The 25,706-nt window shown below is 72.4% G+C and carries 22 protein-coding genes; 12 read left to right on the top strand and 10 right to left on the bottom strand.

The features are described 5' to 3' along the window. Positions 1–279: 279 nt before the first annotated feature. The 5 genes from OG707_RS03520 (at position 280) to OG707_RS03500 (ending at position 5,503) form a co-directional block, all read left to right on the top strand. Positions 280–672 (top strand): ankyrin repeat domain-containing protein, encoded by a 393-nt coding sequence (locus OG707_RS03520; protein WP_329114203.1) that lies wholly within the window; start codon positions 280–282, stop codon positions 670–672. Between the two features lie 200 nt (positions 673–872). Then, the gene (locus OG707_RS03515; protein ID WP_329114202.1) at positions 873–2,291 is read left to right on the top strand and encodes a HEAT repeat domain-containing protein; all 1,419 of its coding nucleotides are present in this window, start codon (positions 873–875) and stop codon (positions 2,289–2,291) included. A 100-nt stretch (positions 2,292–2,391) separates the two neighbouring features. After that, positions 2,392–3,510: a glycosyltransferase family 4 protein gene (locus OG707_RS03510; protein ID WP_329114200.1), complete on the top strand. Its 1,119-nt coding sequence runs from the start codon at positions 2,392–2,394 to the stop codon at positions 3,508–3,510. Next, positions 3,507–4,658 (top strand): glycosyltransferase, encoded by a 1,152-nt coding sequence (locus OG707_RS03505; protein WP_329114198.1) that lies wholly within the window; start codon positions 3,507–3,509, stop codon positions 4,656–4,658. The genes OG707_RS03510 and OG707_RS03505 overlap by 4 nt, the downstream gene beginning before the upstream one ends. Beyond that, a complete protein-coding gene (locus OG707_RS03500) occupies positions 4,655–5,503 on the top strand; it encodes an SGNH/GDSL hydrolase family protein (RefSeq protein ID WP_329114196.1) in 849 nt (282 codons plus the stop codon). Before OG707_RS03505 ends, OG707_RS03500 begins: the two co-directional genes overlap by 4 nt. Here OG707_RS03500 and OG707_RS03495 read toward each other — a convergent pair whose 3' ends face one another. From OG707_RS03495 to OG707_RS03480, 4 genes are read right to left on the bottom strand one after another with little or no spacing between them, the layout of a single operon-like run. Next, positions 5,504–6,367, bottom strand: coding sequence for a biotin-dependent carboxyltransferase family protein (locus tag OG707_RS03495; protein WP_329114195.1), 864 nt, complete (start codon positions 6,365–6,367; stop codon positions 5,504–5,506). It lies immediately after the preceding gene. Further along, complete coding sequence (locus OG707_RS03490; RefSeq protein ID WP_329114193.1) at positions 6,364–6,987, bottom strand: 5-oxoprolinase subunit B family protein; 624 nt, start codon at positions 6,985–6,987, stop codon at positions 6,364–6,366. The genes OG707_RS03495 and OG707_RS03490 overlap by 4 nt, the downstream gene beginning before the upstream one ends. Then, the gene (locus OG707_RS03485; RefSeq protein WP_329114191.1) at positions 6,984–7,742 is read right to left on the bottom strand and encodes a LamB/YcsF family protein; all 759 of its coding nucleotides are present in this window, start codon (positions 7,740–7,742) and stop codon (positions 6,984–6,986) included. Before OG707_RS03485 ends, OG707_RS03490 begins: the two co-directional genes overlap by 4 nt. Then, positions 7,739–8,386: a GntR family transcriptional regulator gene (locus OG707_RS03480; RefSeq protein WP_329114190.1), complete on the bottom strand. Its 648-nt coding sequence runs from the start codon at positions 8,384–8,386 to the stop codon at positions 7,739–7,741. Before OG707_RS03480 ends, OG707_RS03485 begins: the two co-directional genes overlap by 4 nt. Positions 8,387–8,533: 147 nt before the next feature. On the opposite strand from OG707_RS03480, the gene OG707_RS03475 reads away from it, so the two are divergent. From OG707_RS03475 to OG707_RS03465, 3 genes are read left to right on the top strand one after another with little or no spacing between them, the layout of a single operon-like run. Continuing rightward, a complete protein-coding gene (locus OG707_RS03475) occupies positions 8,534–10,069 on the top strand; it encodes a hypothetical protein (RefSeq protein WP_329114187.1) in 1,536 nt (511 codons plus the stop codon). Positions 10,070–10,113: 44 nt separating this feature from the next. Beyond that, entirely contained in the window at positions 10,114–11,025 is a 912-nt protein-coding gene (locus OG707_RS03470) for a hypothetical protein (RefSeq protein ID WP_329114185.1), read from the top strand. A 31-nt stretch (positions 11,026–11,056) separates the two neighbouring features. Next, a complete protein-coding gene (locus OG707_RS03465; RefSeq protein ID WP_329114183.1) occupies positions 11,057–15,754 on the top strand; it encodes a hypothetical protein in 4,698 nt (1,565 codons plus the stop codon). Between the two features lie 33 nt (positions 15,755–15,787). Here OG707_RS03465 and OG707_RS03460 read toward each other — a convergent pair whose 3' ends face one another. Next, complete coding sequence (locus OG707_RS03460) at positions 15,788–16,210, bottom strand: hypothetical protein (protein ID WP_443071260.1); 423 nt, start codon at positions 16,208–16,210, stop codon at positions 15,788–15,790. Between the two features lie 305 nt (positions 16,211–16,515). Between OG707_RS03460 and OG707_RS03455 the strand changes: the two genes are divergently transcribed. Genes OG707_RS03455 through OG707_RS03440 form a run of 4 tightly spaced genes read left to right on the top strand, consistent with a single transcriptional unit; the run spans position 16,516 to position 20,476 of the window. Further along, on the top strand, positions 16,516–19,062 hold the full coding sequence (locus OG707_RS03455) for a sensor histidine kinase (RefSeq protein WP_329114181.1): 2,547 nt from the start codon (positions 16,516–16,518) through the stop codon (positions 19,060–19,062). Further along, the gene (locus tag OG707_RS03450) at positions 19,059–19,496 is read left to right on the top strand and encodes a roadblock/LC7 domain-containing protein (RefSeq protein ID WP_329114179.1); all 438 of its coding nucleotides are present in this window, start codon (positions 19,059–19,061) and stop codon (positions 19,494–19,496) included. Before OG707_RS03455 ends, OG707_RS03450 begins: the two co-directional genes overlap by 4 nt. Before the next feature lie 10 nt (positions 19,497–19,506). Next, on the top strand, positions 19,507–19,890 hold the full coding sequence (locus tag OG707_RS03445) for a DUF742 domain-containing protein (RefSeq protein WP_329114177.1): 384 nt from the start codon (positions 19,507–19,509) through the stop codon (positions 19,888–19,890). Beyond that, positions 19,871–20,476 (top strand): GTP-binding protein, encoded by a 606-nt coding sequence (locus OG707_RS03440; protein WP_329114175.1) that lies wholly within the window; start codon positions 19,871–19,873, stop codon positions 20,474–20,476. The genes OG707_RS03445 and OG707_RS03440 overlap by 20 nt, the downstream gene beginning before the upstream one ends. A 65-nt stretch (positions 20,477–20,541) precedes the next feature. Here OG707_RS03440 and glpK read toward each other — a convergent pair whose 3' ends face one another. The 5 genes from glpK to OG707_RS03415 form a co-directional block, all read right to left on the bottom strand. Beyond that, positions 20,542–22,053: a glycerol kinase GlpK gene (gene glpK, locus OG707_RS03435; RefSeq protein WP_329114173.1), complete on the bottom strand. Its 1,512-nt coding sequence runs from the start codon at positions 22,051–22,053 to the stop codon at positions 20,542–20,544. Between the two features lie 37 nt (positions 22,054–22,090). Beyond that, complete coding sequence (locus OG707_RS03430) at positions 22,091–22,816, bottom strand: MIP/aquaporin family protein (protein ID WP_329114170.1); 726 nt, start codon at positions 22,814–22,816, stop codon at positions 22,091–22,093. Positions 22,817–23,075: 259 nt separating this feature from the next. Then, complete coding sequence (locus tag OG707_RS03425; protein WP_329114168.1) at positions 23,076–24,266, bottom strand: lipid-transfer protein; 1,191 nt, start codon at positions 24,264–24,266, stop codon at positions 23,076–23,078. Then, entirely contained in the window at positions 24,263–24,694 is a 432-nt protein-coding gene (locus tag OG707_RS03420) for a Zn-ribbon domain-containing OB-fold protein (RefSeq protein WP_329127596.1), read from the bottom strand. The genes OG707_RS03425 and OG707_RS03420 overlap by 4 nt, the downstream gene beginning before the upstream one ends. A gap of 173 nt (positions 24,695–24,867) precedes the next feature. Beyond that, the gene (locus OG707_RS03415; protein WP_329114166.1) at positions 24,868–25,677 is read right to left on the bottom strand and encodes a M15 family metallopeptidase; all 810 of its coding nucleotides are present in this window, start codon (positions 25,675–25,677) and stop codon (positions 24,868–24,870) included. Positions 25,678–25,706: the final 29 nt, after the last annotated feature.

Genomic DNA, 25,706 nt, shown 5'->3' with positions numbered 1-25,706 from the left:
TTCTCCTGGTTGTGGGGACAGTCACCATGAGTTCTTCCAGGCTCACAGAAAGTATCTATGCGATAAAAGGTGCAAATGGGTGGTTTTTGGAGAATTTCACTGGACTGGAGTACATCGGTCCGCCACTCGGGCGCGTGATGTGCTTCCGGTCGCGGCGGTGATCACGGTCGCGGTGATCTTTGCCACTGGTGGGTCGGGTCATGTCGTGCGGCGGGCAGTACCCTGACGATTCACTCGTACGGCTGTGATGCCGTGCCCGGCAGAGAGGCGGTCCGTCCGATGAGCGAGGCTCCGGATCCCGAGGTCATCGAGCTGGCGACGAAGGTCTTCGACCTCGCGCGCCGCGGTGAGACCGAGCAGCTCGCGGCGTATCTCGACGCGGGCGTCCCGGCGAACCTCAGCAACGACAGCGGGGACTCGCTCGTGATGCTCGCCGCGTACCACGGCCATGCCGCCGCGGTGGAGGCGCTGCTCGCGCGTGGCGCGGACGCGGACCGGGCGAACGACCGCGGACAGACCCCGCTCGCCGGGGCCGTCTTCAAGGGCGAGGACGCGGTGATCCGTGCCCTGCTCGCCGGGGGCGCCGATCCGGCGGCCGGAACTCCGTCCGCGCTGGATACCGCGCGGATGTTCGGGAAGGCGGAGCTGGTGGAGCTGTTCGGCACCTCCTGAGACTGCGCGTCGTAAATGTGGTCGCGGCGGTCAATACGGCTGGGTCATCATGACGACGCGGGTCCGATTCGGGCCACCGACGAGAGGCAGGAAGATGGTCTACACCAAGCAAGAGACGGCGGGCAGCCGAGCATGTTGTCGCGCGGCCAGGTAATCCACGATTTCCGGTTGCGTCGACAGCTTGATGTGAGGCTTCTTCCATGTTTGATCCAGTCATAGCGCCGAGCGGCACGTTGCTCGGTCTCCTCCAGAGGGGCCGCGGCGACGGCACGCTGCACGCGCTCGCAGCTCCCCGCGCGGAAGCGCTGGCGGCTCTGAACCACTGTGTCGTGAGCGATCCCCGCCACGACTGGCAGGTCGAGAACCGATCCCTGTACTACGCCCGTCTGTATCTGGACCTCGACGGCGGGCTCGAAGAGATCCAACAGCACCTCTTCGGCGCCGACGACCTCCTCGACGGCGAGGACACCAGGACCGGGCTCGCGCTCGCCGTCCTCGGGCACCTCGCCTCGTACGGCAGGAACGACGCCCTGGGGCTGTTGCGGCGCTACGCGGAGACCGGCTCCAACTGGGCCTGGGCCCTCGACGAGCTGGCCCTGCGCGACGACGACGCGGGGCTGCGCGCCCTCGCCGTGCCCGTGCTGGGCAGATTCCCCCGTACCCCCGAGGGCGAGGCCGAGCTGGCCTCCGCCGTACGGGACTCCTTCGAGCCCCGGCCCTGGCGGCTGTGGGCGCAGGATCCGCGCGAGAGCGTGGGGGAACGGGTGCGGGCGGCGCAGGAGCAGGGCTCCTTCGACCGATGGCAGCGGCAGATGCGACCGACCGGGCCGCGGCCCGGCTGGAGCGTCCAGGCCGTGTTCGACTGGGCCCAGCAGGGGCTCGACCGCGGCGCGGAGCTGCATCTGCCCGCGGCACGGTGCCTGACCGCCGTTGCCGGGCCCGACGACCGGGACGCGATCGTCGAGGCCGCACGCGGCGGCACGGACGGGGCGCGCGGGGCCGCGCTGCACTATCTCGCCGAGTCACGGGACCCCGTCGTCCTCGATCTGATCGAGAACGCCGTCAATACCGGGAGCCGTACCGTCGCCGAAGCGGCCGTGTGCGCCTTCGAGCGGATGTGCGGCGAGGACGCCGTGGACCGGGCGCGCGGCTGGGTCCACCGGCCCGATGCGCTGGGTGGTTCGGCGGCGGGTGTGCTCGCCTGCAGAGGAGGGGCGCAGGACGCCCCGCTGGTGCTCGGCGCGCTGCGGGAGACCGTACGGGCCGACGGGCCCGACGCGCCGCTCCTGTGGACGCTCGTCGACGGCGCCGGACGGCTCGGTATCGCCTGCGCCGCACCCGTACTGCGCCATGTGTACCGGGAGACCGCCTCCTCGCACCTGCGCGGCAACGCGGCCCGGGCCCTCGCCTCCACCGACCCGTCCTTCGGCGCCGGCTTCGCCGTCGAGTGCCTGTGGGACTGCGAGGAGACGACCAGGGAAGTGGCCGCGCACCATGCCGAGACCGGTGATGTGCGCGTGGTCGACCGGCTGCGGAGGCTCGCCGCCGATCCGGCCGAGGAAGCCGAAGTGCAGACGGCTGTACGCAGCCGGATTTCTCCTGAAGGCAGCGCTATCTGAACAGAGTTGACCGGGAACGAGCGCAAAAGCTCATGGGACGTTCGGCGCGTGGAAAGATCCACGTTGGCCCAGCCACCCCGGGCGCGGCGACAACAGCGACATGCGAGTTGTCATCGTCACCGAATCCTTCCCGCCCGACGTCAACGGTGTGGCCCACTGCGCCCTGCAGACCGCCGCACACCTCACCGCACGCGGTCATGAACCGCTCGTCATAGCCCCGGCGGCGACCGCCGCCGCGGATGGCCGAGCGCCCTGCCCCGTCGTACGTGTGCCGTCCGTGCCGTTGCCCGGATACCCGCAGGTACGTCTCGCGCTGCCGAGCCGGCGGCTCGCCGCGACGCTGGTCGCGCACCGGGCCGAACTCGTCCATCTGGCCAGCCCGTTCGTCCTGGGCGTGCGCGGGATGGCCGCCGCGGCCCGGCTGCGGATCCCGGCCGTCGCCGTCTACCAGACCGACCTGGCCGGCTACGCCCGGACCTACATGGGCGCCGGCGAAACCACCGCCTGGCGGCGCATCCGAGCCGTCCACAGCGCCGCCGACCGGACCCTCGCCCCGTCGACGGCCGCCCTCCAGGACCTGCGGGCGCACGGTGTGCCGCGGGTGCGGCTCTGGCCGCGCGGCGTCGACACCGTACGGTTCGCGCCCGGGCGCCGCGATGCCGCGCTGCGGCGGGAGCTCGCGCCGGGCCGGGAGTTGCTCGTGGGGTACGTGGGGCGGCTCGCCCCCGAGAAGCACGTGGAACTGCTGAGCGGCGTGTGCGGGCTCGCGGGCGTACGGCTCGTGGTCGTCGGCGACGGGCCGAGCCAGCCGTCGCTGCGGGCCGCGCTCCCGGGCGCCGTCTTCCTCGGGCGCAGGACCGGGGCCGAACTTGCCCGGATCTTCGCCTCGCTGGACGTGTTCGCGCACACCGGACCGTACGAAACCTTCTGCCAGACCGTGCAGGAGGCCATGGCCAGCGGAGTGCCCGTCATCGCCCCGGCCGCGGGCGGGCCTATGGACCTCGTCGACCACGGCAGGACCGGTCTCCTGGTGCCGCCCTGGGACGCGGACGCGGTCCGGACCGCCGTATGGGCACTCGCGGGCGACCCCGGGCTCCGCGCGTCGTACGGAAGGGCGGGCCGCGCGGCGGTCGAGGGGCGGACCTGGGCGGCCGTCGGGGACGCGCTGCTCGGGCACTACGCCGAGGTGCTGGCCGGACGTACGGCGGTGGCGGCATGAGCGGGGCGCTGCGCATCGTACGGCTGGCGAACTTCGTCACCCCCGCGTCCGGCGGGCTGCGGACCGCGCTGGCCGAACTGGGGAAGGGGTATCGGGCGGCCGGACACGAACCGGTGCTGGTCATTCCGGGTGCGTACGAGAAGGATGAACTCACCGACCAGGGACGGGTGATCACCCTGCCCGGGCCCGTGCTGCCGGGGACCGGAGGCTACCGGGTGCTGGCCGACCGGCAGCGGGTGCGGGCGGTGCTCGAAGGGCTTGCGCCCGACCGGATCGAGGTGTCGGACCGTACGACGCTGCGGTGGACGGGGGAGTGGGCGCGCCGCAGCAGGGTGCCGTCGGTGATGGTCTCGCACGAGACCGCCGACGGGGTGCTGCGGACGTGGGGGGTGCCCGGGGGTGTTGCCGCGGGGGCCGCGGACCGGCTCAACCGCCGTAGTGCGTGGGCGTATTCGCGGATCGTGTGCACGACGGAGTGGGCCGAGCGCGAGTTCGTACGGATCGGGGCGCGCAACGTCCTGCGGGCGCCGCTCGGTGTTGACTTGGAGCAGTGGAGGCCGGGGCGGCGGAGCACCGTGCTGCGCGCCCGGCATGTGCGGGGCGGTGCCGTGCTGCTCGTCCTGTGCTCGCGGCTCTCCGTCGAGAAGCGGCCGGGCACCGCCCTGGACGCACTGGCCGTGCTGCGGGGGCGCGGGGTGCGGGCCACGCTCGTGGTGGCCGGGGACGGGCCGCTGCGCAGGTCGCTGGAGCGCAGGGCCCGTTCCGAGCGGCTGCCCGCGGTGTTCCTGGGGCATGTGGGCGACCGGGACGAGTTGGCGGATCTGCAGGCCGCCGCGGACATCGCGCTGGCACCCGGGCCCGCCGAGACCTTCGGACTCTCGGCGCTGGAGGCGCTGGCCTGCGGCACGCCGGTCGTCGCGAGCGCGTCGTCGGCGCTTCCCGAGGTGGTGGGGGACGCGGGGGTGTCCGCCGCGGACACCGGACGCGGCTTCGCCGGTGCCGTACAGGAACTGTTGCGGAGGGACGAGGGGGAGCGCCGCAGGGCGGCGCGGGCGCGGGCGTCGCTCTTCGGGTGGCAGGGGTCGGTGGACGCCTTTCTGGCGGCTCATGAGGCGCCGGTGCGGGTGCGGGCGGGGGAGCCGCGATGAAGGCGCTCCGTTTCGCCGCGTTGGGCGACTCGCTGACCGAAGGGGTCGGCGACCCGGTGGAGGGCGGCTGGCGCGGGTGGGCGGCGCTGCTCGCGGACGGGCTCGCACCGGGTGAAAGCCCGGTGGAATTCCGCAACTTCGCGGCGAGCGGGGCGCAGACCGGTGACGTCGTGGCGGATCAGCTGCCCGCCGCGCTGGCCTTCCGGCCCGATCTCGTGTCGGTGGTGGTGGGCGTGAACGACACCCTGCGCTGCACCTTCGACATTCATGAGGTGACGGCCCGACTCGATCTCGTCTGCGCGGAGTTCGCCGCGCGCGGGGCGCTGGTGATGACCGCCTGTCTGCCCGATCCGGGGACGATGCTGGGGCTTCCGGGTGTGCTCGGGCGGCCGTTGGCCCGGCGGCAGCACGCGGTGAACGCGGTGGTGCACGAGCTGTCGCGGCGGTACGGGGCCGTGCATCTGCATGCCGCCGACGGGGAGTGGGTGAGCGACCGGTCGATGTGGAGCGCGGACCGGCTGCATCCGGGGGAGCGCGGTCACCGGATGCTGGCCGTCCGCTTCCATGCGCGACTTGGCGAAGCGGGGCTGGAGTTGGGCGACGTACCGGCTGCGGAACCCGAGCAGCCGGGACCCACCCGGTCGGCGAGTCTGCTGTGGCTGGCCACGGCGGGGACGGGGTGGATGGCGCGGCGCTGCACCGATCTGCTGCCGCAGCTGATGCGGCTGACGGCGGAGGAGATACGGCACCGGGTGCGCGGCACCAGCCTGGGGCTCGATCTGGGGACGGCGCATGCGGTGGCGTCCGCGCTGTCCGCGCTTCCCGGGCCCGCGGAGGCGGTCTGATCAGGTGCGGCGGAGGAGCGGGAGGAAGACCACCGGAGTGCCGGGGGCGGCCTGGGCGGCTGCGGCGAGGTGTTCCTCCGGGACCGCGCCGAGGACCGGATAGCCGCCGGTGACGGGGTGGTCGGCGAGGAAGACGACGGGAAGGCCGTTGGGCGGGACCTGGACGGCGCCCAGCACCATGCCCTCGCTGGGGAGTTCGCCAGGGGTGGTGCGCTCCAGGGGCGGGCCTTCCGTACGCAGGCCGACGCGGTTGCTCGCGGAGGAGACCCGGTAGCGGGTGCGGGCGAGATCCTGCACCGCTTGTGGGGCGAACCAGTCGTCGCGCGGGCCGAGGTGCAGCGGGAGGACCAGTTCGGTGGGCGGCCCGGGAGCGGGAAGGGCGTCGGCGCCCGTGGAGGGGGCGTGCGGGGACCCGAGGCCGAGTGTCAGCCCCGTGGTGAGCGGCGCGGGCCCCAGGCCGGAGAGGAGGTCTGTGGCGCGGCTGTCGAGGACCGGTTCGACGTCGATGCCGCCGCGGAAAGCGACGTAGCTCCGTACGCCCGAAACCGCACGCCCCACGTCGAGGACACAGCCGGCGGGGACACGGATCGCGGCGCCCCAGGGCGCGGGCCGGCCGTCGATCCGTACCGGACAGGGAGCTCCGGTGACGGCGGCCGTGACGGGGGCGGTGGCGCGCAGGGCTGCGCCGTCGACGGTGGTCTCCAGGGTCGCGGCCTCCGGCGGGTTGCCGGTCAGGAGATTGGCGAGACGGTGGGCGTACGGATCGAGGGCGCCGGAGCGCGGTACGCCGAGATGGGCATGGCCGGGGCGGCCGAGGTCCTGGACGGTGGTCAGGGCTCCCGGGCGTACGACTTCGAGGCTCATCGTGCCGCCCCGGTGTTGATGAACCGCACACGGGTGCCCGGTGAGAAGAGCGCTGCGGGCTCGCGGGAGGGATCCCACAGCGCGGTGTCCGTGGAGCCGATCAACTGCCAGCCGCCGGGGGACGATCGGGGGTAGACCCCTGCGAACTCACCTGCGAGGGCGAGTGTTCCGGCGGGGACGGCGGTACGAGGCGTGGCGCGGCGGGGCAGCCGGAACCGGGCGGGGAGGCCGGTCAGATAGCCGAAGCCGGGGGCGAATCCGCAGAACGCGACGCGGAAGGCCGTGCCGGAGACGATGCCGGGGATGTCGGCGGGGGCCACGCCCCAGAGGGAGGCGACCTCGGCCAGGTCGGGGCCGTCGTAGCGGACGGGGATGCTGACCTCCGGGCCGTCCGCGGCGGTCAGCGGCGGCACGTCCCAGTGGGCCATCTCCTCGGCGAGGGCGCCCGGTCGGTCGAGGCCGTCGAGGAGGACGGTCCTGGCCGCGGGGACGATGTCCCGTACGGCGGGGAGCGTGCCGGCGCCGCGGCGGCGGAGCAGTTCGGCGTGGAGCGCCTCGACCTCCTCGGCCGAGCCGAGCTCGATCAGCAAGGCGTGTGCTCCCATGCGCAGCGGCCTCATGCGAAGGGCTCCAACTCGACGCCCGAGGCGCGCAGTTCGCTCCGCACGCGCTGGGCGAGTGCGGCCGCTCCCGGAGTGTCGCCGTGCAGGCACAGGGACCTCGCGTGCACGGGAAGCCGCTCGCCGGTGATCGCCGTCACCGACCGGTCGCGCGCCATGGACAGCGCGCGGGCGACGACCGCGTCGCCGTCGTGGACCACCGCACCGGGCTCACCGCGCGGTACGAGGGTGCCGCGGGAGGTGTACGCGCGGTCGGCGAAGGCCTCCTTCACCGGAGGCAGTCCGGCCTTCCGCGCGGCCTCCAGCAGCAGCGAACCGGGCAGACCGAGCACCGGCAGCGCGCCGCCCGCGATCCGTACGCCGGCGACGACGGCGCCCGCCTGGTCCTCGTCGTGCACCGTGCGGTTGTAGAGCGCGCCGTGCGGTTTGACGTACGCGACCCGGGATCCTGCCGCGCGTGCGAAGACCTCCAACGCGCCGATCTGGTACGCGACTTCGTCGGCCAGCTCGTCCGCGGGCACCTCCATGGCGCGCCGCCCGAAGCCCGCCAGGTCGCGGTAGGACACCTGCGCGCCGATCCGCACCCCGCGCTCGGCGGCCAGCTCGCAGACGCGGCGCATGGTGGACGGGTCGCCCGCGTGGAACCCGCACGCGACATTGGCGCTCGTGACGACCGAGAGCAGGGCCTCGTCGTCGGTGAGCGTCCAGCGGCCGAATCCCTCGCCGAGGTCGGCGTTGAGGTCGATCGTGGTCATCGCGGCCCTTCCTGGAGCTGGAGTGTGCCGAGGACGGTCCGGCAGGCGTCCTGGAGGTAGCGGTGCAGTTCGTCCTCCGCATCGGCCGTGCGCCCTGCCGTCAGGAGGTCGGCGATGGTCCGGTTGCGGTGCAGGAAAGGCTCGTGGAGGAGCTGCTGCGACGGCATGGTGACGAAGGCCAGGCGCAGTTCCGCGAGCAGCCCGGCGAGGTACGTGTCGATGCGCGGACTGCACGACAGCGCGCCCAGCGCCTGGTGGAAGCGGAGGTCGGCGGTGCCGGCACCGGCCCAGTCGGCGATCTCCGCGCACGCCTCGGCGTCGGCGACGGCGTCGGTGACGGCGCGCAGGTGTCCGGCGGGGGCCGCCGCCAGGGCCCGTACACCCGCCGTCTCCAAGGCGGTCCGTACGGCATAGATGTCCGCGATGTCGGCCGCGCTCGGCCTGCGGACGAAAACCCCGCGATTCGGCTCGTGCTCGACCAGCCGTCCGTGGGCGAGCAGCCGGAAGGCCTCGCGCAGCGTGTTGCGCGAGACGCCCATCGCCACACCGAGTGCCTCCTCCGAGAGCCGCGTCCCGGGCGTCAGCGCGCCCTGCGTGATGCGCTCACGCAGCAGGTCGGCGGTGCGCTGTGCGGTGTTCGCCATGGGAACTCCGGGACGGCTCGGGATTGTTCAACAAAAGTCTAGCGGTGTTGTGGTGGCAACGCTGAGCCGCCTGCCGAATCTTTCGAGTGAGCTGCCCCATCCGCGCCGTTTCGACCGTTGTCAGTGCGAGGACCTAATCTGTCCGTCGTGACATCGCCAGCCTCGACCGCCTCGACGGAATTCGTTCCGCCCCAGCTCAGCGCGGGGCCGCGGCCCGCACAGGGCCCGGCCGCCGACGAAGGGCTCGCGCGGCGCCTTCGTGCGCTCGCGTGCACCGCACCGCTGCACGACCTCGACGTACGCAAGGCCAATCTGGCCGGGGAGTACACGGTCTACGCCATGGCGGAGATCGCGCTCGCCGCCATCGACCTGGTCACGCTCAACATGGACTTCGACACCGGAGCCGACCACGACCAGATAATCGCCAGGCTGCTGCCGCGCGTCGCGGCCCAGGCCCCGCGGCGCCCCGCATCCGAGCACGAGCGGGTGGCCCGCTGGGTGCTGGAGAACCTGATCAACGTGGGGAGCGTCGACCGGGGCTTCCGCGCGGTCTACGGGACGTTCGGGTCCGACGGTGCGTACACCCGGCGCGATTACGACTTCAAGCTCGTCGAGGAGGTGCCCGGGTACGGCGGCAGCGTCTATCTGCGCACCACGGACGAGGCCGTCAACGTCCTGGTCGGCGCGCTCGACACCGATGTGACCAGCGCCCAGATCGCCGCCGAGGTCAAGCTCGAAGTGCTGATCAGCCGGGGGCGGCTCGCCGATGCCCAGCTCGCCGCCGAGCAGGCCAGATACCGCACCGTGCAGTACGCGGAGACGCTGCGCAGGACCCTGGAGGCGACCCGGCGCAATGTGCGGGCCGTCGACTGGCTCAACGCCGTGCCCGACATGATCGCCGAGGCGCTCGACCACGTCGCCGACCGCTACCGCCACGAGAACGCGATCCTCACCAACATCCGCAAGGCGCGCGACGAGGCCGAGGACCAAGAGCACAAGCGGCGGGCGGCCGAGCTCGTCGACATCGTCAAGGACTGCATCCGCCGCCATACGCAGTTGCAGTCCCGGCTCCTCGAAGCGGGCCCGCTCTTCCGCGCCGAGCAGGACCGGCAGGCCTTCGCGGCACCCACCACGACCGCGGGCCTCGATCTGTACGGACAGCTCGTGGCCCCCCTGCTGCCCCTGCCGGTGGAGCAGGCCCGCCGGGTCACGGACGCGTTCTTCGCGCGCGGCACCGGGCTGCGCACGCCCGTGTCCGTACGCATGGGGGACCTCGTCGACATACTGCTGACCCCGCCGACGGAGCGCGAACACCTGGGCGCCGAGATGCCCGAGCCCGATCTGATCGCCACGCCCGACGACAGCCGCTTCAGCGAGGAGCAGCTGGCGAGCGCCATGGAACTGCTCGACCTGGAGCACGACGCGCCCCGCAGACTCTCCGGACTGCTCGCCGAGGCACGCCGGCGCGATCCCGAACTGCCGTATCTGGTCGCCCTGCTGGCGGTTCACGCGGCCAGCCCGCCGGTCGGCACCGCCTACCGGCAGGGAGAGCAGCGGCTGCTGTTCGCCGTGGACGACGGGACCGAGCTCGACGACCCCGAGTTCGGCGGCGCCGACCTGATCGTGGGGACGGCGCTCCTCGACACGGCCTCGATGGCCGCCGGCCGGAACGAGGCCGCATGAGCACCGCGTACGGAAACGACCGACATGACCGAGGAGCCGAAGCCGTGAGCGAGACCCACGCCGAGCACACCGCGTGGAGCGAGGCGGCCGCCGCGGACACGGTGGAGGCCGACCGGACTCCCGCGTCGCCCGCCGCCGTGACACCGGCCGACGCCGCCGACGCCGCACGGCTCGTCGCCTTCGGGCTGCAGCCCAAGCTGATGCCCGCACGCGACGCCGACTACGCGGAACTGCTCCGCAGGTACCGCGAGGAGTCCGCCTTCGCGCGGCTCGCCGACGCGGTCGCCGCCGGGCTCGGCCTGGTCGTCCTGGAGGTCTCGACCCGGGCGGGAATGGCCGTGACAGCGGGCGAGGACTCGGTCTTCGCCGTACGGATGGGCGACTACGCCCGGCGTACGGCCGCGGACTCCGCCGACCGCTTCCTGCACGGACTCGCGCATCTGGCGGTCGCCGCCATGGCCTTCCCGCGCCCCGAGGACCTCGCCGACGACGGCTACATCGGACGCATCACCGTCAACGGAGTCGACGCGTTCGTACGCCAGGCCTGCCGGCGGCTGGAGGAGCGGGCCGAGGAACTCGGCGAGAACACCGACCCGGCCAGCGAGGCCCCCGGTCTCGAAGCGGCCTGGCGGATCTACGCCCGGCGCAGCTCCACCGGCGCCACCAAGGACGCGCGGCGCCTCGCCGGATCCACCACCGGCATCGTCGGCAAGGCCGTCGCCTTCCTCACCGACTCCGGCTTCCTCCAGCGCACCGGGGACGACGCCGGGGGCGCGTACAGAACCACCGCCCGTTACCAGCTCCAGGTCCGCGACATGGCCGGCACCGCCGCCATGGCCGAGCTCCTCGAACTGGGCGTCGTCCCGGTGACCGACGGCACCGCCACGCTGGTGATGCCGACCGACCCCGAAGACCTCGAGCTGGCCGCCGACGCCGGCCTGCCCTTCCACTCCTGACCGCTGCCGAGAACGACGAGAGTCCGCCGCCATGTACGAGCTGTCCCGGGTCCGTCTCTACTCCATCGGTCCTGCCGGTGCGCGCTACGCCGACACCGTCCTCGACCTGCGTGGAGTGGGCGCGCCCGTGCCCCACCCGGCGCCGGCGCAGGCGGAGTTCTTCGCCGACGAGCCGGTCGGTCCGCCGCGCCGGCCCGCCCCGGCCGGGGTGCTCTTCCTCGAGAACGGCGGCGGCAAGTCCGTCCTGCTGAAGCTGATCTTCTCCGTGATGCTGCCCGGCCACCGCAACACTCTCGGCGGCGCCAGCTCCGGCGTCCTGCGCAAATTCCTGCTCGCCGACGACTGCGGGCACGTCGCGCTGGAGTGGCAGCACACGATCACCGGTGAAACGGTCGTCGTCGGCAAGGCGAGCGAGTGGCGCGGACGGCAGGTCTCCAACGACCCCCGGAAGTTCGCCGAGGGCTGGTACTCCTTCCGCCCCGGGCCCGGCCTCAGCCTCGACTCGCTGCCGGTCGCCGAATCCACCGCCGTACGGCCCCCGGTGGAGGGCGCCTCGGGTGCGCGCGGGCGGCGCCGCACCATGAAGGGGTTCCGCGACGCGATCACCGAGTCCGGCAAGGCGTACCCGCACCTGGACGTGCACTGGGAAGAGATCCACGACCGCTGGAACGAACACCTCGGCGATCTCGGCCTCGACCCCGAACTCTTCCGCTACCAGCGGGAGATGAACGCCGACGAGGGCGAGGCGGCCGGCCTCTTCGCGGTGAAGAAGGACTCCGACTTCACCGACCTGCTGCTGCGCGCCGTCACGGACACACGGGACACCGACGGTCTCGCCGACCTGGTCGGCGGCTTCGGCAACAAGCTCGGCCGCCGGGCCGAGCTCACCGCGGAGCGGGACTTCACCGCGGGCTCCGTCGACCTGCTCGGCCGGATCGTCGACGCCACCGCCACCCGCGCCCGCGCCCGGGACATCCACGCGGGCGCCGAGCGCCGTACGCGCACCCTCGCCCGCAGGCTCTCGGCCAGGGCCGGCGAGGAACGAGGGCGCGCCGCCGACCTCGCCCAGCAGGTCACCGCCGCGGCCCACACGGTCACCGAGGCCGAGTCGGTCCGCGGCCGCCGCGCACTGATCGCCGCCGAACTCGCCTACCGGCACGCCTCGTTGGCGCTGACCGTCGCGGAGAAGTCGGCAGCCGCCCAGCGCAAGGAGCTCGCCGACGCCCGTACGCTGCACTCCGCCTGGCAGGCCGCCGAGGCCGTACTGCGCCACCGCGCGGCCGCAGACCGCTCCGCCCGGGTCGCCGTCGCGATCCGCGAGGCCGAGCGGGACGCGGCACCGGCGCTGGCCGCACGCGCCACGGCAGCCGCCGAGCTCGTACGGGCCCTGCACACCGCCGCCGAGGACGGCGAGCGCATCGCGGGTGAGCATGAGGAGCGCTCCGCCGCACTCCAGGAGGCGGGCGAGGCCGCGCACCGCGACGCCACCGCCGCCGCCACCGAAGCACAGCGCGCCCGCAGCGAGGCCGGACATCTGCGCCAGCGGCTCACCGAGGTCGAGCAGGAGACCGCCGAGGCGGTACGCGCGGGATGGCTCGACGACACCGCCCCCGACGCCGACCCCGCACGGGCCGCCCTCGCGGCCAGCGATGCGGAGAAGTCGGCGGTCGCCGCCTGGGACGCTGCCCGCGAGGCGGCCCGTACGACGGGGGAGCACGCCAAGGAGGCCGCCGGCGAGGAGAACCGCGCCGAGCTCGCGGCCGCCCGTGCCGCGGACGCCGCTACGGCTGCGGAGAACGCGTACGAGGCCGAGCGCCGTACGACGGAGTCGATCGCGGCGGACCCCCGTCTTGGCGAACTGCTCAGCCTCCCGCCCGCAGCCGCGGCCGGACTGCCGGGGCCCCGCCGGGGCGCGGGCGTCACCGGCGCCGAACGCGGCACCGCAGCGAGTCAGGACCCGGACGGATCGGGTGCTGCCCGTACGGAGGCGCCGTTCACCGCCGAAGAGCTGGACCGCAGCGCCGACGAGCTGCGGGAAGTCCTCGACCAGGGTGTGGCGGCCGCCGAGCGCCAGCTCTTCGAGCTGCGCACCGCGGCGGCCGACGACGCCCGGATCCTGGGCGCGCTCGGCGACGGCGGGCTCCTGCCGGCCGGACCCGATGTGCTGGCCGCCGTCGAGTATCTGGGCGAGCACGGCATCCCGGCGCTCCCCGGCTGGCGCTATCTCGCGCAGGCAGTCGACCCTGCCGACCATGCCGCTGTCCTCGCCGCCCGGCCCGAACTGGTCGACGGTGTGGTGATCACCGACCCGGCCGCGCACGTCCGGGCACGCGAAGTCCTCAGCGGTGCCGCCCTGTTGCCGCGCTCCGCCGTCGCCGTAGGAACCACCGCCGCCCTCCTGGCACCCGTCCCGGGGCCGGGCACCGGCGCCGACGGTGACGTCTTCCTCGTACCACCGAACCCGGCCATGCACGACGAGCACGCAGCCGACGAGGAGCGCCAGGCGCTGCGGTCCCGCACCGCCGAACGCGACGAGGAGATCCGCAACCTGGCCGCCCGGCTCGCCGGGGACCGCACGCTCGCGGCCCGGCTCGGCTCCTGGCGCGCGGACTGCCCGCCCGGGATGCTCACGGAACTCGCGGGGGCGGCACGGACGGCCAGGGACGCCGCCGAGGCCGCAGAAGCGGTCCTCGCCGAAGCGCGTACGGTACGGGCCGAGACCGAGGAGGCCGCCGCCGACGCGGCACGCGTACGGGACGAGCGCCAGGACACCGCACAGCGCGCCCGGCGCGTGGCCGACGTCCTGGCCGGACTCGCCTTCCGGCTGCGGGAGCGCGCCGGCTGGCAGGCGAAACTCCGCGAACTCGCCGACGAGACGGCCGAGTCGGAGGCCCGCGCCCACACCTGTCTGGAGCGGGCCAGGGCCGCCGACGAGGACCGCCGGGCCGCCCAGCGCACCGCCGACGACGCACACCGCACCGCACGCGCCCTGCGCGCGGAGCGCGCCGAGATCGCCGGTGTGCCCGAGAACATCCCCGACCCGGAGCCCGACGCCCCCCGCACGGCCCTGCCCGCCCTGCGCGAGGCGTACCGCGCCGCGTCCCAGCTGTACGAGAAGGTCGGCGTGGGCGCCGACCTCCGGGCCGAACAGGCCAGGGCCGAGAGCGACGAGAGCGCGGCCCTCGCCGAACTCGACCGGCTGACCAACAAGGTCCGCACCCGCGCCGCCCAGCTCCTCGAATCCACCGACGGCGCCGACGGCCCGTCCCGACAGGCGGCCGCGGCCCGTGCCGAGTCCCTCGTCCAGATGCTGGAGACCAGGGCCTCGACCGCGAGCGAGCAGCTCGGACGGCTGCGCGGCGAGGCCGAGCGCCTTGCCCCCGCCGACGGGGAGGACACGCACACCGAGCTCCCCGAGGAGCAGGTGCCCGCCGACGCGGACGCCGCCCAGGCACTGCTGCGCACCGCCACCTCCGAACTGGCCGCCTGCGCCGATGCGTTGGAGACGGCCCGCGCCGCCCACGCCGAACTGCTCCACGCGCACCGTGTTTCCGAGGACGCGGCGGGCGGTTTCGACGAGACCGCGGCGCTGCTGCGCGATCTGCTCCGCGACCGTCACGACGACGAGACGGACGAGTCGGAAGAGGCCCCCGAGCCGTACCCCGGCAGCCTGGAGGAGGCGCGCGGGTCCGCCGCCGAGACCCGCCGCTCGCTGCGCGGCTGCTCGGGAGACCTCTCCGCCGCCGAGGCGGCCGTCCGCGAGGCGAGCGACATCCTCGTACGGCACGCCAACTCCACCCGCTACGAGCAGGTGCGCACCCCCGCACGTCAGCAGATCCGCGAACTCCCCGCCTCCGCGCTGCCCGAGCACGCCGAGAAGTGGGCGGCGGCCTTCGCACCCAGGCTGCGCGTGCTCACCGACGAACTGGAGCAGCTGGAGCGGAACCGCGACTCCATCGTCGACCGGCTGCGCGGCCTCGTGGAGTCCGCGCTGACCACCCTCCGCTCCGCCCAGCGGCTCTCGCAGCTGCCCGAGGGGCTCGGCGAATGGTCCGGCCAGGAGTTCCTGCGGATCCGCTTCGAGGAGCCGGACCAGGCGACGCTCACCGAACGCCTCGGCGAAGTGATCGACGAAGCGACCCGCGCCGCCCTCAAGAAGAACTCGGACCTCCGCAGGGACGGTATGTCCTTGCTGCTGCGGGGCGTTCAGGCGGCACTGGAGCCCAAGGGCATCGCGGTCGAGATCCTCAAGCCGGACGCCGTGCTGCGTGCCGAGCGGGTCCCCGTCGGTCAGATGGGCGACGTCTTCTCCGGCGGTCAGCTGCTCACCGCGGCTATCGCTCTGTACTGCACGATGGCCGCCCTGCGCTCCAACGACAGGGGCCGCGACAAGCACCGCCACGCAGGGACGCTCTTCCTCGACAACCCCATCGGCCGCGCCAACGCCACCTATCTGCTGGAACTCCAGCGCGCGGTCTCCGACGCCCTCGGCGTCCAGCTGCTGTACACCACCGGCCTCTTCGACACCACGGCGCTCGCGGAGTTCCCGCTGGTGATCAGGTTGCGCAACGACGCCGACCTCAGGGCCGGGCTGAAGTACATCAGCGTGGAGGAGCATCTGCGGCCCGGACTGCCGCAGCAGGACCCCGACGGCGAAGTCGTGCACGGCGAGATCACCGCGACCCGCATGTTCAAGCGCGCCCCGGCGGCCGCCGGACAGGAAGCCTGACCGGGCGGGGGCCCGCGCATCCCGGGGCGGGGTTCAGGACTGCGGCGTCAGCCGCACCGGACCCCGCCGCCGTATCCGCTCGGCGTCCCGCGCCTCCTGCCGAGCCACCCGCCGCGCCTGCCGCCGCTCGCGCCGCAGCCGCCGCGCCGTACTGCTCGGCACCGACATCACGCCATTGCGCTGGTTCCACACCTGACGCGTGACCCAGACGTCCAGCACGCTCCAGGTCGCGACCACCGTACTGACCACACTGCTCACCACCATCGGGAAAGCCAGCCAGGACCCCGTGATGGTGGACAGGAACGCCACCATCGCCTGGATGGTCGTCACCGACACGATGAGCACGGCGCGCACCGCTGCCGTACGCACAGGATCGGGCAACCTCGGCCGCACAGCGGGCTCTTCGACCCACAGCGGACGCAGCGTGCCCCTCTCGTTGCCCTCTTCGATGCTCATGGACCCCTCACTCCCCGGTGCAGTCCGACACCCCTGTGGCTGCCCGGCTTGCGCCGTTTTACGCACCGCCCCCGTCCCTCGTACAGAAAGACGAACGATCCGCCCCGAAGATTCCCGGTCCGGGACAATTTTGGTCATCCATCCCCACAAAGCGGGTGTCGGGCGGGTGGCATATGGTCAACACCCTTGCCATTGGCCGAAAATGGTCCGGACGTGTCTTCGAGTTACCTGTGTGGCAGTAGTAGGCTCACGCCGTTTGTTGCCGGATTACCACCCCGCCTCGCGGGGTTGAGCTGGGGGAGGCCATGCGCTTTCGCGGGAAGTCCATCCGCCGGAAGATCGTGGCGTTGTTGCTGGTCCCACTTGTCGCTTTGACGGCAATCTGGGCCTTCGCCGTTTTTCTCACCGGGCGTGACGCCCTTCAACTGATGCGCACCGGAAGCGTCGTTGAGGATGTGGGCTACCCGCTCGTCGACTCCGTCCAGGAGATCCAGGAAGAACGGGCACTGACGCTGCGGTACCTCGCGGACCCGGGGGCGTCCGACGTTCTCACCGCCCTGCGGCAGCAGCGCCTCTCCACCGACTCGGTCCTCGCGCAGCTGCGCCGCAACGCGGAGCGCAGCAAGGGAAGTTCCGATCTGTCGACGAGCGACGCGAACCAACTCCGTTCCATTCTGGACGGATTCGCGGGACTCGGAGCCCTCCGGCAGAACGCCGGAGACCATTCGGTCACCCGTCGTGATGCCTACGACCAGTACAACCGGCTCGTCGACCCGGCCCTCACCTTCCTGCTCGCCCTGCCGACGCTCAACAACTCCGAGCTCGACAAGCAGGCGCGCGCGCTCGTCGGCATCAGCCGCGCCCGCGAGACCCTCTCCCGCGAGGACGCGCTCTTCGGCTCCGCACTGGTCGCCGGCCGCATGGACCCCAGGGACCTCCGCGACATCGGGGACCTCGCCACCGCACGCTCCGTCTACTACTCCGTCAGCCTGCCCCAGCTCCCCCGGCACGACCGCGACGCCTTCACCGCGTACTGGAAGGGCCCCCGCACGGTCTCCCTGCGCAACGCCGAGACCAACGCCCTCGCCGCAGGCCCCTCCGGCGCCGCCCGCTCCATACCCGCCGCCCGCTGGAAGGCGACCGCGTCGACCGCCCTCGGCGACCTCGACCGGATGGGCACCGAAGCGCGCGAGTCCTTCCAGGACCGGGTGAAGCCGGCCGCCGTCAACGTCATCGTCAAGCTCGCGGTCGCAGCCGCCCTGGGCATCGCCGGACTGACGGTCTCCCTCATCGTGTCCGTACGCATCGGCCGCGAGCTCGTCCGCGACCTGCGCCGGCTCCGCAAGGAGGCCCACGAGGTCTCCGGGGTCCGTCTGCCCAGCGTGATGCGCCGCCTCGCCTCCGGCGAACAGGTCGACGTCGAGACCGAAGCACCGCGCCTGGACTACGAGAAGGACGAGGTCGGCCAGGTCGGCCAGGCCCTCAACACCCTGCAGCGCGCCGCGGTCGAAGCAGCCGTACGCCAGGCCGACATGCGCCGAGGCGTCTCCGAGGTCTTCGTCAACCTCGCCCGCCGCAACCAGGTCCTGCTGCACCGCCAGCTGACCCTCCTCGACACCATGGAGCGGCGCACCGAGGACACCGAGGAGCTCGCGGACCTCTTCCGCCTCGACCACCTCACCACCCGTATGCGACGCCACGCCGAAGGCCTGGTGATCCTCTCCGGCGCCTCTCCCTCGCGCCAGTGGCGCAAGCCCGTCCAGCTGATGGACGTCGTACGGGCGGCCGTCGCCGAGGTCGAGGACTACGAGCGCATCGAGGTACGGAGGCTCCCGCGCATCGGCGTCGGCGGCCCGGCCGTCGCCGACCTCACCCACCTCATCGCCGAACTCCTCGAGAACGCCACGGTGTTCTCGCCCCCGCACACCGCGGTCCAGGTGCACGGCGAGCGCGTCGCCAACGGCTTCACCCTCGAAATCCACGACCGCGGACTCGGGATGGCGGCCGAAGCACTCCTCGACGCCAACCTCCGGCTCGCCGAGACCCCCGAGTTCGAACTCTCCGACACCGACCGGCTCGGCCTCTTCGTGGTCAGCCGCCTTGCCCAGCGCCAGAACGTCCGCGTCTCGCTGCAGCAGTCGCCGTACGGGGGCACGACCGCCGTCGTCTTCATCCCCGTCGCCCTGCTCACCGACGCCTCCGACATCGACACCAACGGCGTCGGCTTCCGCCTCGACCGCAAGGCTTCGGGCCCGACCGGCGAGCCCCGTGTGCGCGCCGCCCTCTCCCCGGTCCGGCCGGGGCTCCAGGACCCGCCGCCCCTCATCGACGGCCCGGTGGAACTCGAGGCGCCCGTCGAGGCGTTGACGTACGGCCAGACGCCCTTCGGGGACGAGGACAGCGAGCCCGGCGGGATCTTCCGCGGCCGCGAACAGCACCAGCAGGCACCCGACCAGGCACCCCGGGCCAGTGAGTCGGCGCGCCCCGACGCGACCGTCCCGCTGCTGCCCAGGCGCCGCAAACCGCAGCCGCCCACTCTGGTGTCCGACCACGGCCGCCGGGTGGACGTACCGGCGCCGAGGGCCCCCGAGCCGGCGGCGGCCGTACCCACGGACGCCCTGCCCCGCAGGGTGCGCCAGGCCAACCTGGCCCCGCAGCTCAGGGACACGACCGCGAGCGAGCAGCCCGCTGCCGCCGCGGACGACACCGAGCGCGACGCAGACGAAGTACGCAGCCGGATGGCCTCGCTCCAGCGCGGCTGGCAGCGGGGCCGGGAGCAGAACGGTGACGACGTCACCGCGAGCCCGGCCGAAACAGCACCAGGAACCACATCGGAGGGGACCGGTCGATGACCGCATCGAACGCCGCAGCACAGAACGCCACAGGGAGCTCCGGTGAGCTCAACTGGCTGCTCGACGAACTCGTCCAGCGAGTCGGGTCGATCCGCAAGGCGCTGGTGCTCTCCGGCGACGGCCTCCCGACCGGGGCCTCCAAGGAGCTGACCCGCGAGGACAGCGAGCACCTGGCCGCCGTCGCGTCCGGCTTCCACAGCCTCGCCAAGGGAGTCGGCCGCCACTTCGAGGCGGGCCGGGTCCGCCAGACCGTCGTGGAGCTGGACGACGCCTTCCTCTTCGTCACGGCGGCGGGAGACGGCAGCTGTCTGGCCGTCCTCTCCGACGCCGACTCCGACGTGGGCCTGGTCGCGTACGAGATGACGCTGATGGTCAAGCGCGTCGGCGCGCACCTCGCGACCGCGCCACGTTCCGGCCTGATCGCCGGAGGGTGAGTGGGATGCGATGACTGATCCGGCCCACTGGTTCGACGACGACGCGGGACCTGTAGTCCGTCCGTACGCGATGACGCGCGGCCGTACCAGCAGCGCGAGCAGGCACCGCCTCGACCTGATCGCCCTGGTCGTCCCGGAGCCCGCGGCGGACGACCCGGGCCGGGACCAGCGGCTCTCGCCCGAACATGTGGACATCGTCGAGCGCTGCGGCGACGCACCGCAGTCCATCGCCGAGCTCGCGGCGGGGCTCGATCTCCCCGTCGGGGTGGTCCGGGTCCTCGTCGGCGATCTCGTCGACGACGAACTCGTCCACGTCACCCAGCCCGTTCCGCCGGCCGAACTGCCGGACGTCAGCATCCTCCGTGAGGTAATCAATGGCCTTCGGGCGCTCTAGCCGCAGAACGCCGCCCATCGAGCCGGTGACCCTCAAGATCCTGGTCGCGGGCGGCTTCGGGGTCGGCAAGACCACCCTGGTGGGCGCGGTCAGCGAGATCAGGCCGCTGCGCACCGAGGAGACCCTCAGCGAGGCCGGCCGCCCCGTCGACTCGGTCGAGGGCGTGGAGCAGAAGAACACCACCACGGTCGCCATGGACTTCGGGCGCATCACGCTCCGCGAGGACCTGGTGCTCTATCTCTTCGGCACACCGGGCCAGGACCGCTTCTGGTTCCTCTGGGACGAACTGGCGCAGGGTGCGCTGGGCGCCGTCGTCCTCGCCGACACCCGCCGCCTGGAGGACTGCTTCGCCGCGATCGACTACTTCGAGCGGCGCTCCATCCCCTTCACCGTTGCCGTCAACTGCTTCGACGGGGCCGACCGTTACCCGGGCGACACGATCAGCTCGGCGCTCGACCTCGACCCCGGGGTGCCGGTGATGATGTGCGACGCACGCGACCGTGAGTCGGCGAAGGCCGTACTGATCGCCGTGGTCGAGCACGCGCTGGCCCAGGCGGGCAGGGCCCGCGAGCACGCCACCACGTAGAGCGCGCCGGTGCGGCCCGCACCCCCGCCGACCGGGGTACGGGCCGCAGCTCCGGGAGCGGATGCCTACTGCGCGTCCTCCTCCAGCCAGCCGAAGGAACGCTCCACCGCCTTGCGCCAGTTGCTGTACTCGCGCTCGCGCACCGAGCCCTCCATGTGCGGCGTCCACTCGACGTCGCGCTGCCAGTGCGCCTTCAGCTCGTCGAGGTCCGACCACACACCGGTGGCGAGCCCGGCCGCGTACGCGGCGCCCAGACACGTCGTCTCGGACACCTTCGGTCGGATCACCGGTACGCCCAGCACATCCGCCTGATGCTGCATCAGCAGGTTGTTGGCGGTCATCCCGCCGTCCACCTTGAGGGTCGTGATCTGTACCCCCGAGTCCTGGTACATCGCGTCGACGACCTCGCGGGTCTGCCAGCTGGTCGCCTCCAGGACCGCGCGCGCCAGGTGCCCCTTCGTCACGTATCGGGTGAGGCCGGTGATGACACCGCGGGCGTCCGAGCGCCAGTAGGGCGCGAAGAGACCGGAGAAGGCGGGCACGATGTACGCGCCCCCGTTGTCGTCGACGCTCGCCGCGAGGGTCTCGATCTCGTCCGCCGTACGGATGATGCCGAGCTGGTCGCGGAACCACTGCACCAGGGCGCCGGTGATCGCGATCGACCCCTCAAGGCAGTAGACCGGCGCCTCGCCGCCGATCTTGTACCCCATGGTGGTGATCAGCCCGCTCTTCGAAGGCACGGGCCGGTTGCCGGTGTTGAGCAGCAGGAAGCTTCCTGTGCCGTACGTGTTCTTCGCCGTGCCCGTGTCGTAGCAGGCCTGCCCGAAGATCGCGGCCTGCTGGTCGCCCAGCGCGGAGGCCACCGGTACACCTGCGAGCTGGCCGACGGCCGTCCCGTACACCTCCGCCGAGGACTTGATCTCCGGGAGGACCGCCTCGGGGACGTTCATCGCGGAGAGGATCGAGGCGTCCCACTGGAGCGTCTCGAGGTTCATCAGCATGGTGCGCGAGGCGTTGGTGACGTCGGTGACATGAACCCCGCCGTCGGTGCCGCCCGTGAGGTTCCAGATCAGCCAGGAGTCGATGGTGCCGAACGCGATCTCGCCGCGCTCGGCGCGCGAGCGCAGCCCGGGTACGTTGTCCAGCAGCCAGGCAGCCTTGGGCCCGGAGAAGTAGCTGGCGAGCGGCAGCCCGGTGAGGTCGCGGAAGCGGTCCTGGCCGTCGGAGGCGCCGAGTTCGTTGCAGAGCGCGGCGGTACGGGTGTCCTGCCAGACGATGGCGTTGTGCACGGGCTTTCCGGTCGCCCGGTCCCAGAGCACCGTCGTCTCGCGCTGGTTGGTGATGCCGAGGGCGCTGAGCTGGTCGGCGCGCAGCCCCGCCTTGGCGAGGGCCCCCGCGACCACGGCCTGGACCTTCGACCAGATCTCGGTGGCGTCGTGTTCCACCCAGCCCGGCTTGGGGAAGATCTGGCGGTGCTCGCGCTGGTCGACGGCGACGATAGCCCCGTCGTGATTGAAGATGATGCACCGGCTCGATGTGGTGCCCTGATCGATCGCTGCGACGAACTTGTCCGTCATGGCTGTCCCCTTGGTCGGACGACGTGTGGGTGGGCGGTCAGAAGGCGACGTTGTAGATGAGCCCCGCGAGGGCCCCGCCGATCAGTGGCCCGGCGACCGGCACCCATGCGTAACTCCAGTCCGAGGTGCCCTTGTTGGGGATGGGCAGCAGGGCGTGGACGATGCGCGGCCCCAGGTCACGGGCCGGGTTGATGGCGTAACCCGTGGGCCCGCCGAGGGAGAGGCCGATGCCGACCACGAGGAGGGCGACGACCAGGACCGTCGTGCCGGACGCGGCGAGCCCCGTGGTGCCGCCGAGGGCCAGCAGAGGCAGCACGAGCCCGATCGTGGCGATGATCTCGGTCATCATGTTGGCCACCGGGTTACGGATCTCCGGGGCGGTGGAGAAGATGCCGAGTGTCGGAAGCGCGGTCTCGGTGTCACGGTTGGCCTGGAACTGTGCGAAGTAGGTGAGCCAGCACAGGACGGCGCCCAGCATCGCGCCCACCATCTGCCCCAGCAGATAGACCCAGACCTTGTCCCACTTGCCGGTGTCGATCGCGATGCCGATCGTCACGGCCGGATTGAGGTGTCCGCCCGAGAGCGGCGCCGCGGTGTAGGCCCCGGCGAGAACACCGAAGCCCCATCCGAAGGCGATGGCCACCCAGCCGGCGGCCTTCGCCTTGGAGTGGTTGAGCGTGACGGCGGCGCAGACGCCCGCGCCGAACAGAATCAGGACTGCTGTACCGATGAATTCGCCGACGAAAATATCCCCATTGCTCATGGCGGCTCCTTGTCCCATGCCCGGGACAGGTGGGCCCCGGTCCTCCGTGCAGGGTGCGTTTCCCATGGCTACGGAGCCGGTGGCGGGCGTTCCCGCGCCCCGCGCGGCCTCCGTGACGGGCGTGCCGTGTCCGTGTGGGCGAGCCGCGTCCGGCGGCGCCGACAGACAACGGGAAGTGTTCACCGGTGGTGATGGAGCGTCAAGGTCGCGGGACGAACGGGCGTCCGGTGGCCCGAAATCCCCTTGCCCCGACCGGAGTTCAGCGAACGGCGATCACCGAGGAGCCGTGCCCGAAGAGCCCCTGGTTGGCGGTGATACCGGCGCGCGCTCCGGCCACCTGCCGTTCCCCGGCCGCGCCGCGCAACTGCCAGGTCAACTCGCAGACCTGAGCGATCGCCTGGGCCGGCACGGCCTCCCCGAACGACGCCAGACCGCCGCTCGTGTTGACCGGGACGCGGCCGCCGAGCGCGGTCGCCCCCTCGCGCAGCAGCTTCGCGCCCTCGCCCTCGCCGCAGAGCCCGATGTCCTCGTACCACTGCAGCTCGAGGGCGGTGGACAGGTCGTAGACCTCGGCCAGCGACAGCTCGTCGGGACCGATGCCGGCTTCCTCGTACGCGGCCCGGGCGATCGAGGCGCGGAAGGACTCCCCGGACGCCTCCACGGCCGCCGCCGAATCGGTCGCGATGTCCGGCAGGTCCAGTACGGACTTGGGGTAGACGGGGGTGTTGGTCGACACGGCACGGATACGGACGGGATCCGCGGCCCCGTGCCGGCGCGCGAAGTCCAGGCTGGTCAGCACCAGCGCCGCCGCTCCGTCGGAGGTCGCGCAGATGTCGAGGAGCCGCAGCGGGTCGCAGACGACGGCGGACGCGGCGACGTCCTCGGGTGTGACGGTCTTGCGGTAGCGGGCGTTGGGGTTGAGCGCTCCGGCTGCCGCGTTCTTCACCTTCACCTGGGCGAAGTCGTCGGGCGTATCGCCGTAGAGGGCCATCCTGCGTCGTGCGTAGAGCGCGAAGTAGGCGGGGTTGGTGGCGCCGAGCAGCCGGAAGCGCAGCCAGTCGGGGTCGTCGGGGCGCTCGCCGCCCGCGGGGGCGAAGAAGCCCTTGGGCGCGGAGTCGGCGCCCACCACGAGGGCGACGTCCGCGAGGCCCGCGAGGATCTGGGCCCTGGCCGTCGAGATGGCCTGCGCGCCCGACGCACAGGCGGCGTAGACGCTGGTCACCCGGGCGCCCTGCCAGCCGAGCGCCTGGGCGAAGGTGGCCCCCGCGACATAGCCGGGGTAGCCGCCGCGCACCGTGTCGGCGCCGACCACCGACTGCACGTCCTGCCAGCCGATTCCGGCGTCGGCGAGGGCCGCGCGGGCCGCGGTCGTTCCGTACTCGACGAAGCTGCGCCCCCATTTGCCCCAGGGGTGCATGCCCGCTCCGAGTACCGCTATGTCGCCGGTCATGAGCGTGCTCCCGTCGGCTGCCAGTGCCAGGTGGTCCAGGTGGTGTCGGTGTCCTCGCTGAGCACTCCGGGGACGACCTCCACCTCCGCCCCCACGGTCAGGTCGGCGAGCTCCACGCCGGGGGCGGCCTGGCCGAGCACCACCATCTGCTCGGCCTCCAGCTCGACGGCGAGCAGGACGTACGGCTTCCACTCCGCGGAGGGGTCGGAGACGTACGGGGCGGGTGGCCGGTAGCGCCCGTCGGTGTACGACCAGACGCGGCCGCGCGGCGAGAGCGGCCACTCCGTCAACTCCCCGCCCGTACAGGCCGGGTTGCGGCAGAAGGAGTCCTCGCGCGGAAAGAAGACCGCCGAGCAGGAGGAACAGCGGGTGCCGAGGAGCCGGAAGCCTCCCTCTTCGTCGTCGGCAGTGAACCAGCCGGCCACCACGGGTGTGCGCGTGCGTGCCAAAACCCCTCCCGGCATCAGTAATCTGACGGAACGTCAGAAGTGTGCCACGGCGTGTCGGAGAACCGGAAGTGGTCGGCCCGCGTCCGATAGGGAGTGAAGGAGGGGCCGGGACCCACGGGGGTGGTCCCGGCCCCTCCTTCACACCCTGCGCGTCAGTGGTGACCGGCCACGGACCGCCGTGCGACGGGGAAGTTGAAATAGGTGTCGGGGAAGAGCTCCGGCTTGAAGGTGTAGTGCCACCACTCCTCGGGGAGGTTCACGAACCCCTCGGCGCCGAGCGCGTCACGCAGCAGATCGCGGTTGGTCCGCTGAACGCCGGTGATCCGCGGGTCGTCGGTGTGTGCGAGCGTGTCGAAGCAGTCGAAGCCGGTACCCATGTCGACCGAGTTGTCGGGGAAGCGCTCCGCCTTCGGCGCGTAGCACGGGACCAGCTTCTGGCCGGGACGGTAGGGGCGCGTCGGCAGCGCGGGCAGCCGCACCAGCGTCAGGTCCATCGTGGAGCCGCGACTGTGCCCGGACTTCTCCGCGATGTAACCGTCCGCGAACAGACGGGTCTTGTCGACCTGCGGATAGAACTCCGCCTTCGTCTTCTCGTCGTCCAGGTCCTTCGCCCACCGCACGAAGTGGTCGACGGCCCGCTGAGGCCGGTAACAGTCGTACACCTTCAGCGAATAGCCCTTCCGCAGCAGCTTGATCTGCGCCCGGTGCAGAGCCTGCGCGGCCGGCTTGGTCAGGATGCAGAGCGGCTGCTGGTAGCCGTCGACCGGCGCGGCCACGAAGTTGTGCTCGTACGGGTAGCGCATCTCCTGGATGATCGTCGGATCCACGGAGCTCAGCGCCACGAACTCGCGTGGGGCCTTGGGCTCGGGCGTCGCCCGGGCGGTGGGGGAGAGGACGGTGACGGCCAGCAGCGTTGCAGCAGCGGTCACCAGGGCACGTACGGCAGAAGGCATTCGTGTCATGGGCACTCCATCTATCAGGTCAACGGCCT

Source organism: Streptomyces sp. NBC_01465, from assembly GCF_036227325.1.
GTDB lineage: Bacteria > Actinomycetota > Actinomycetes > Streptomycetales > Streptomycetaceae > Streptomyces.
This window is presented reverse-complemented; position numbering and strand designations above follow the sequence as displayed.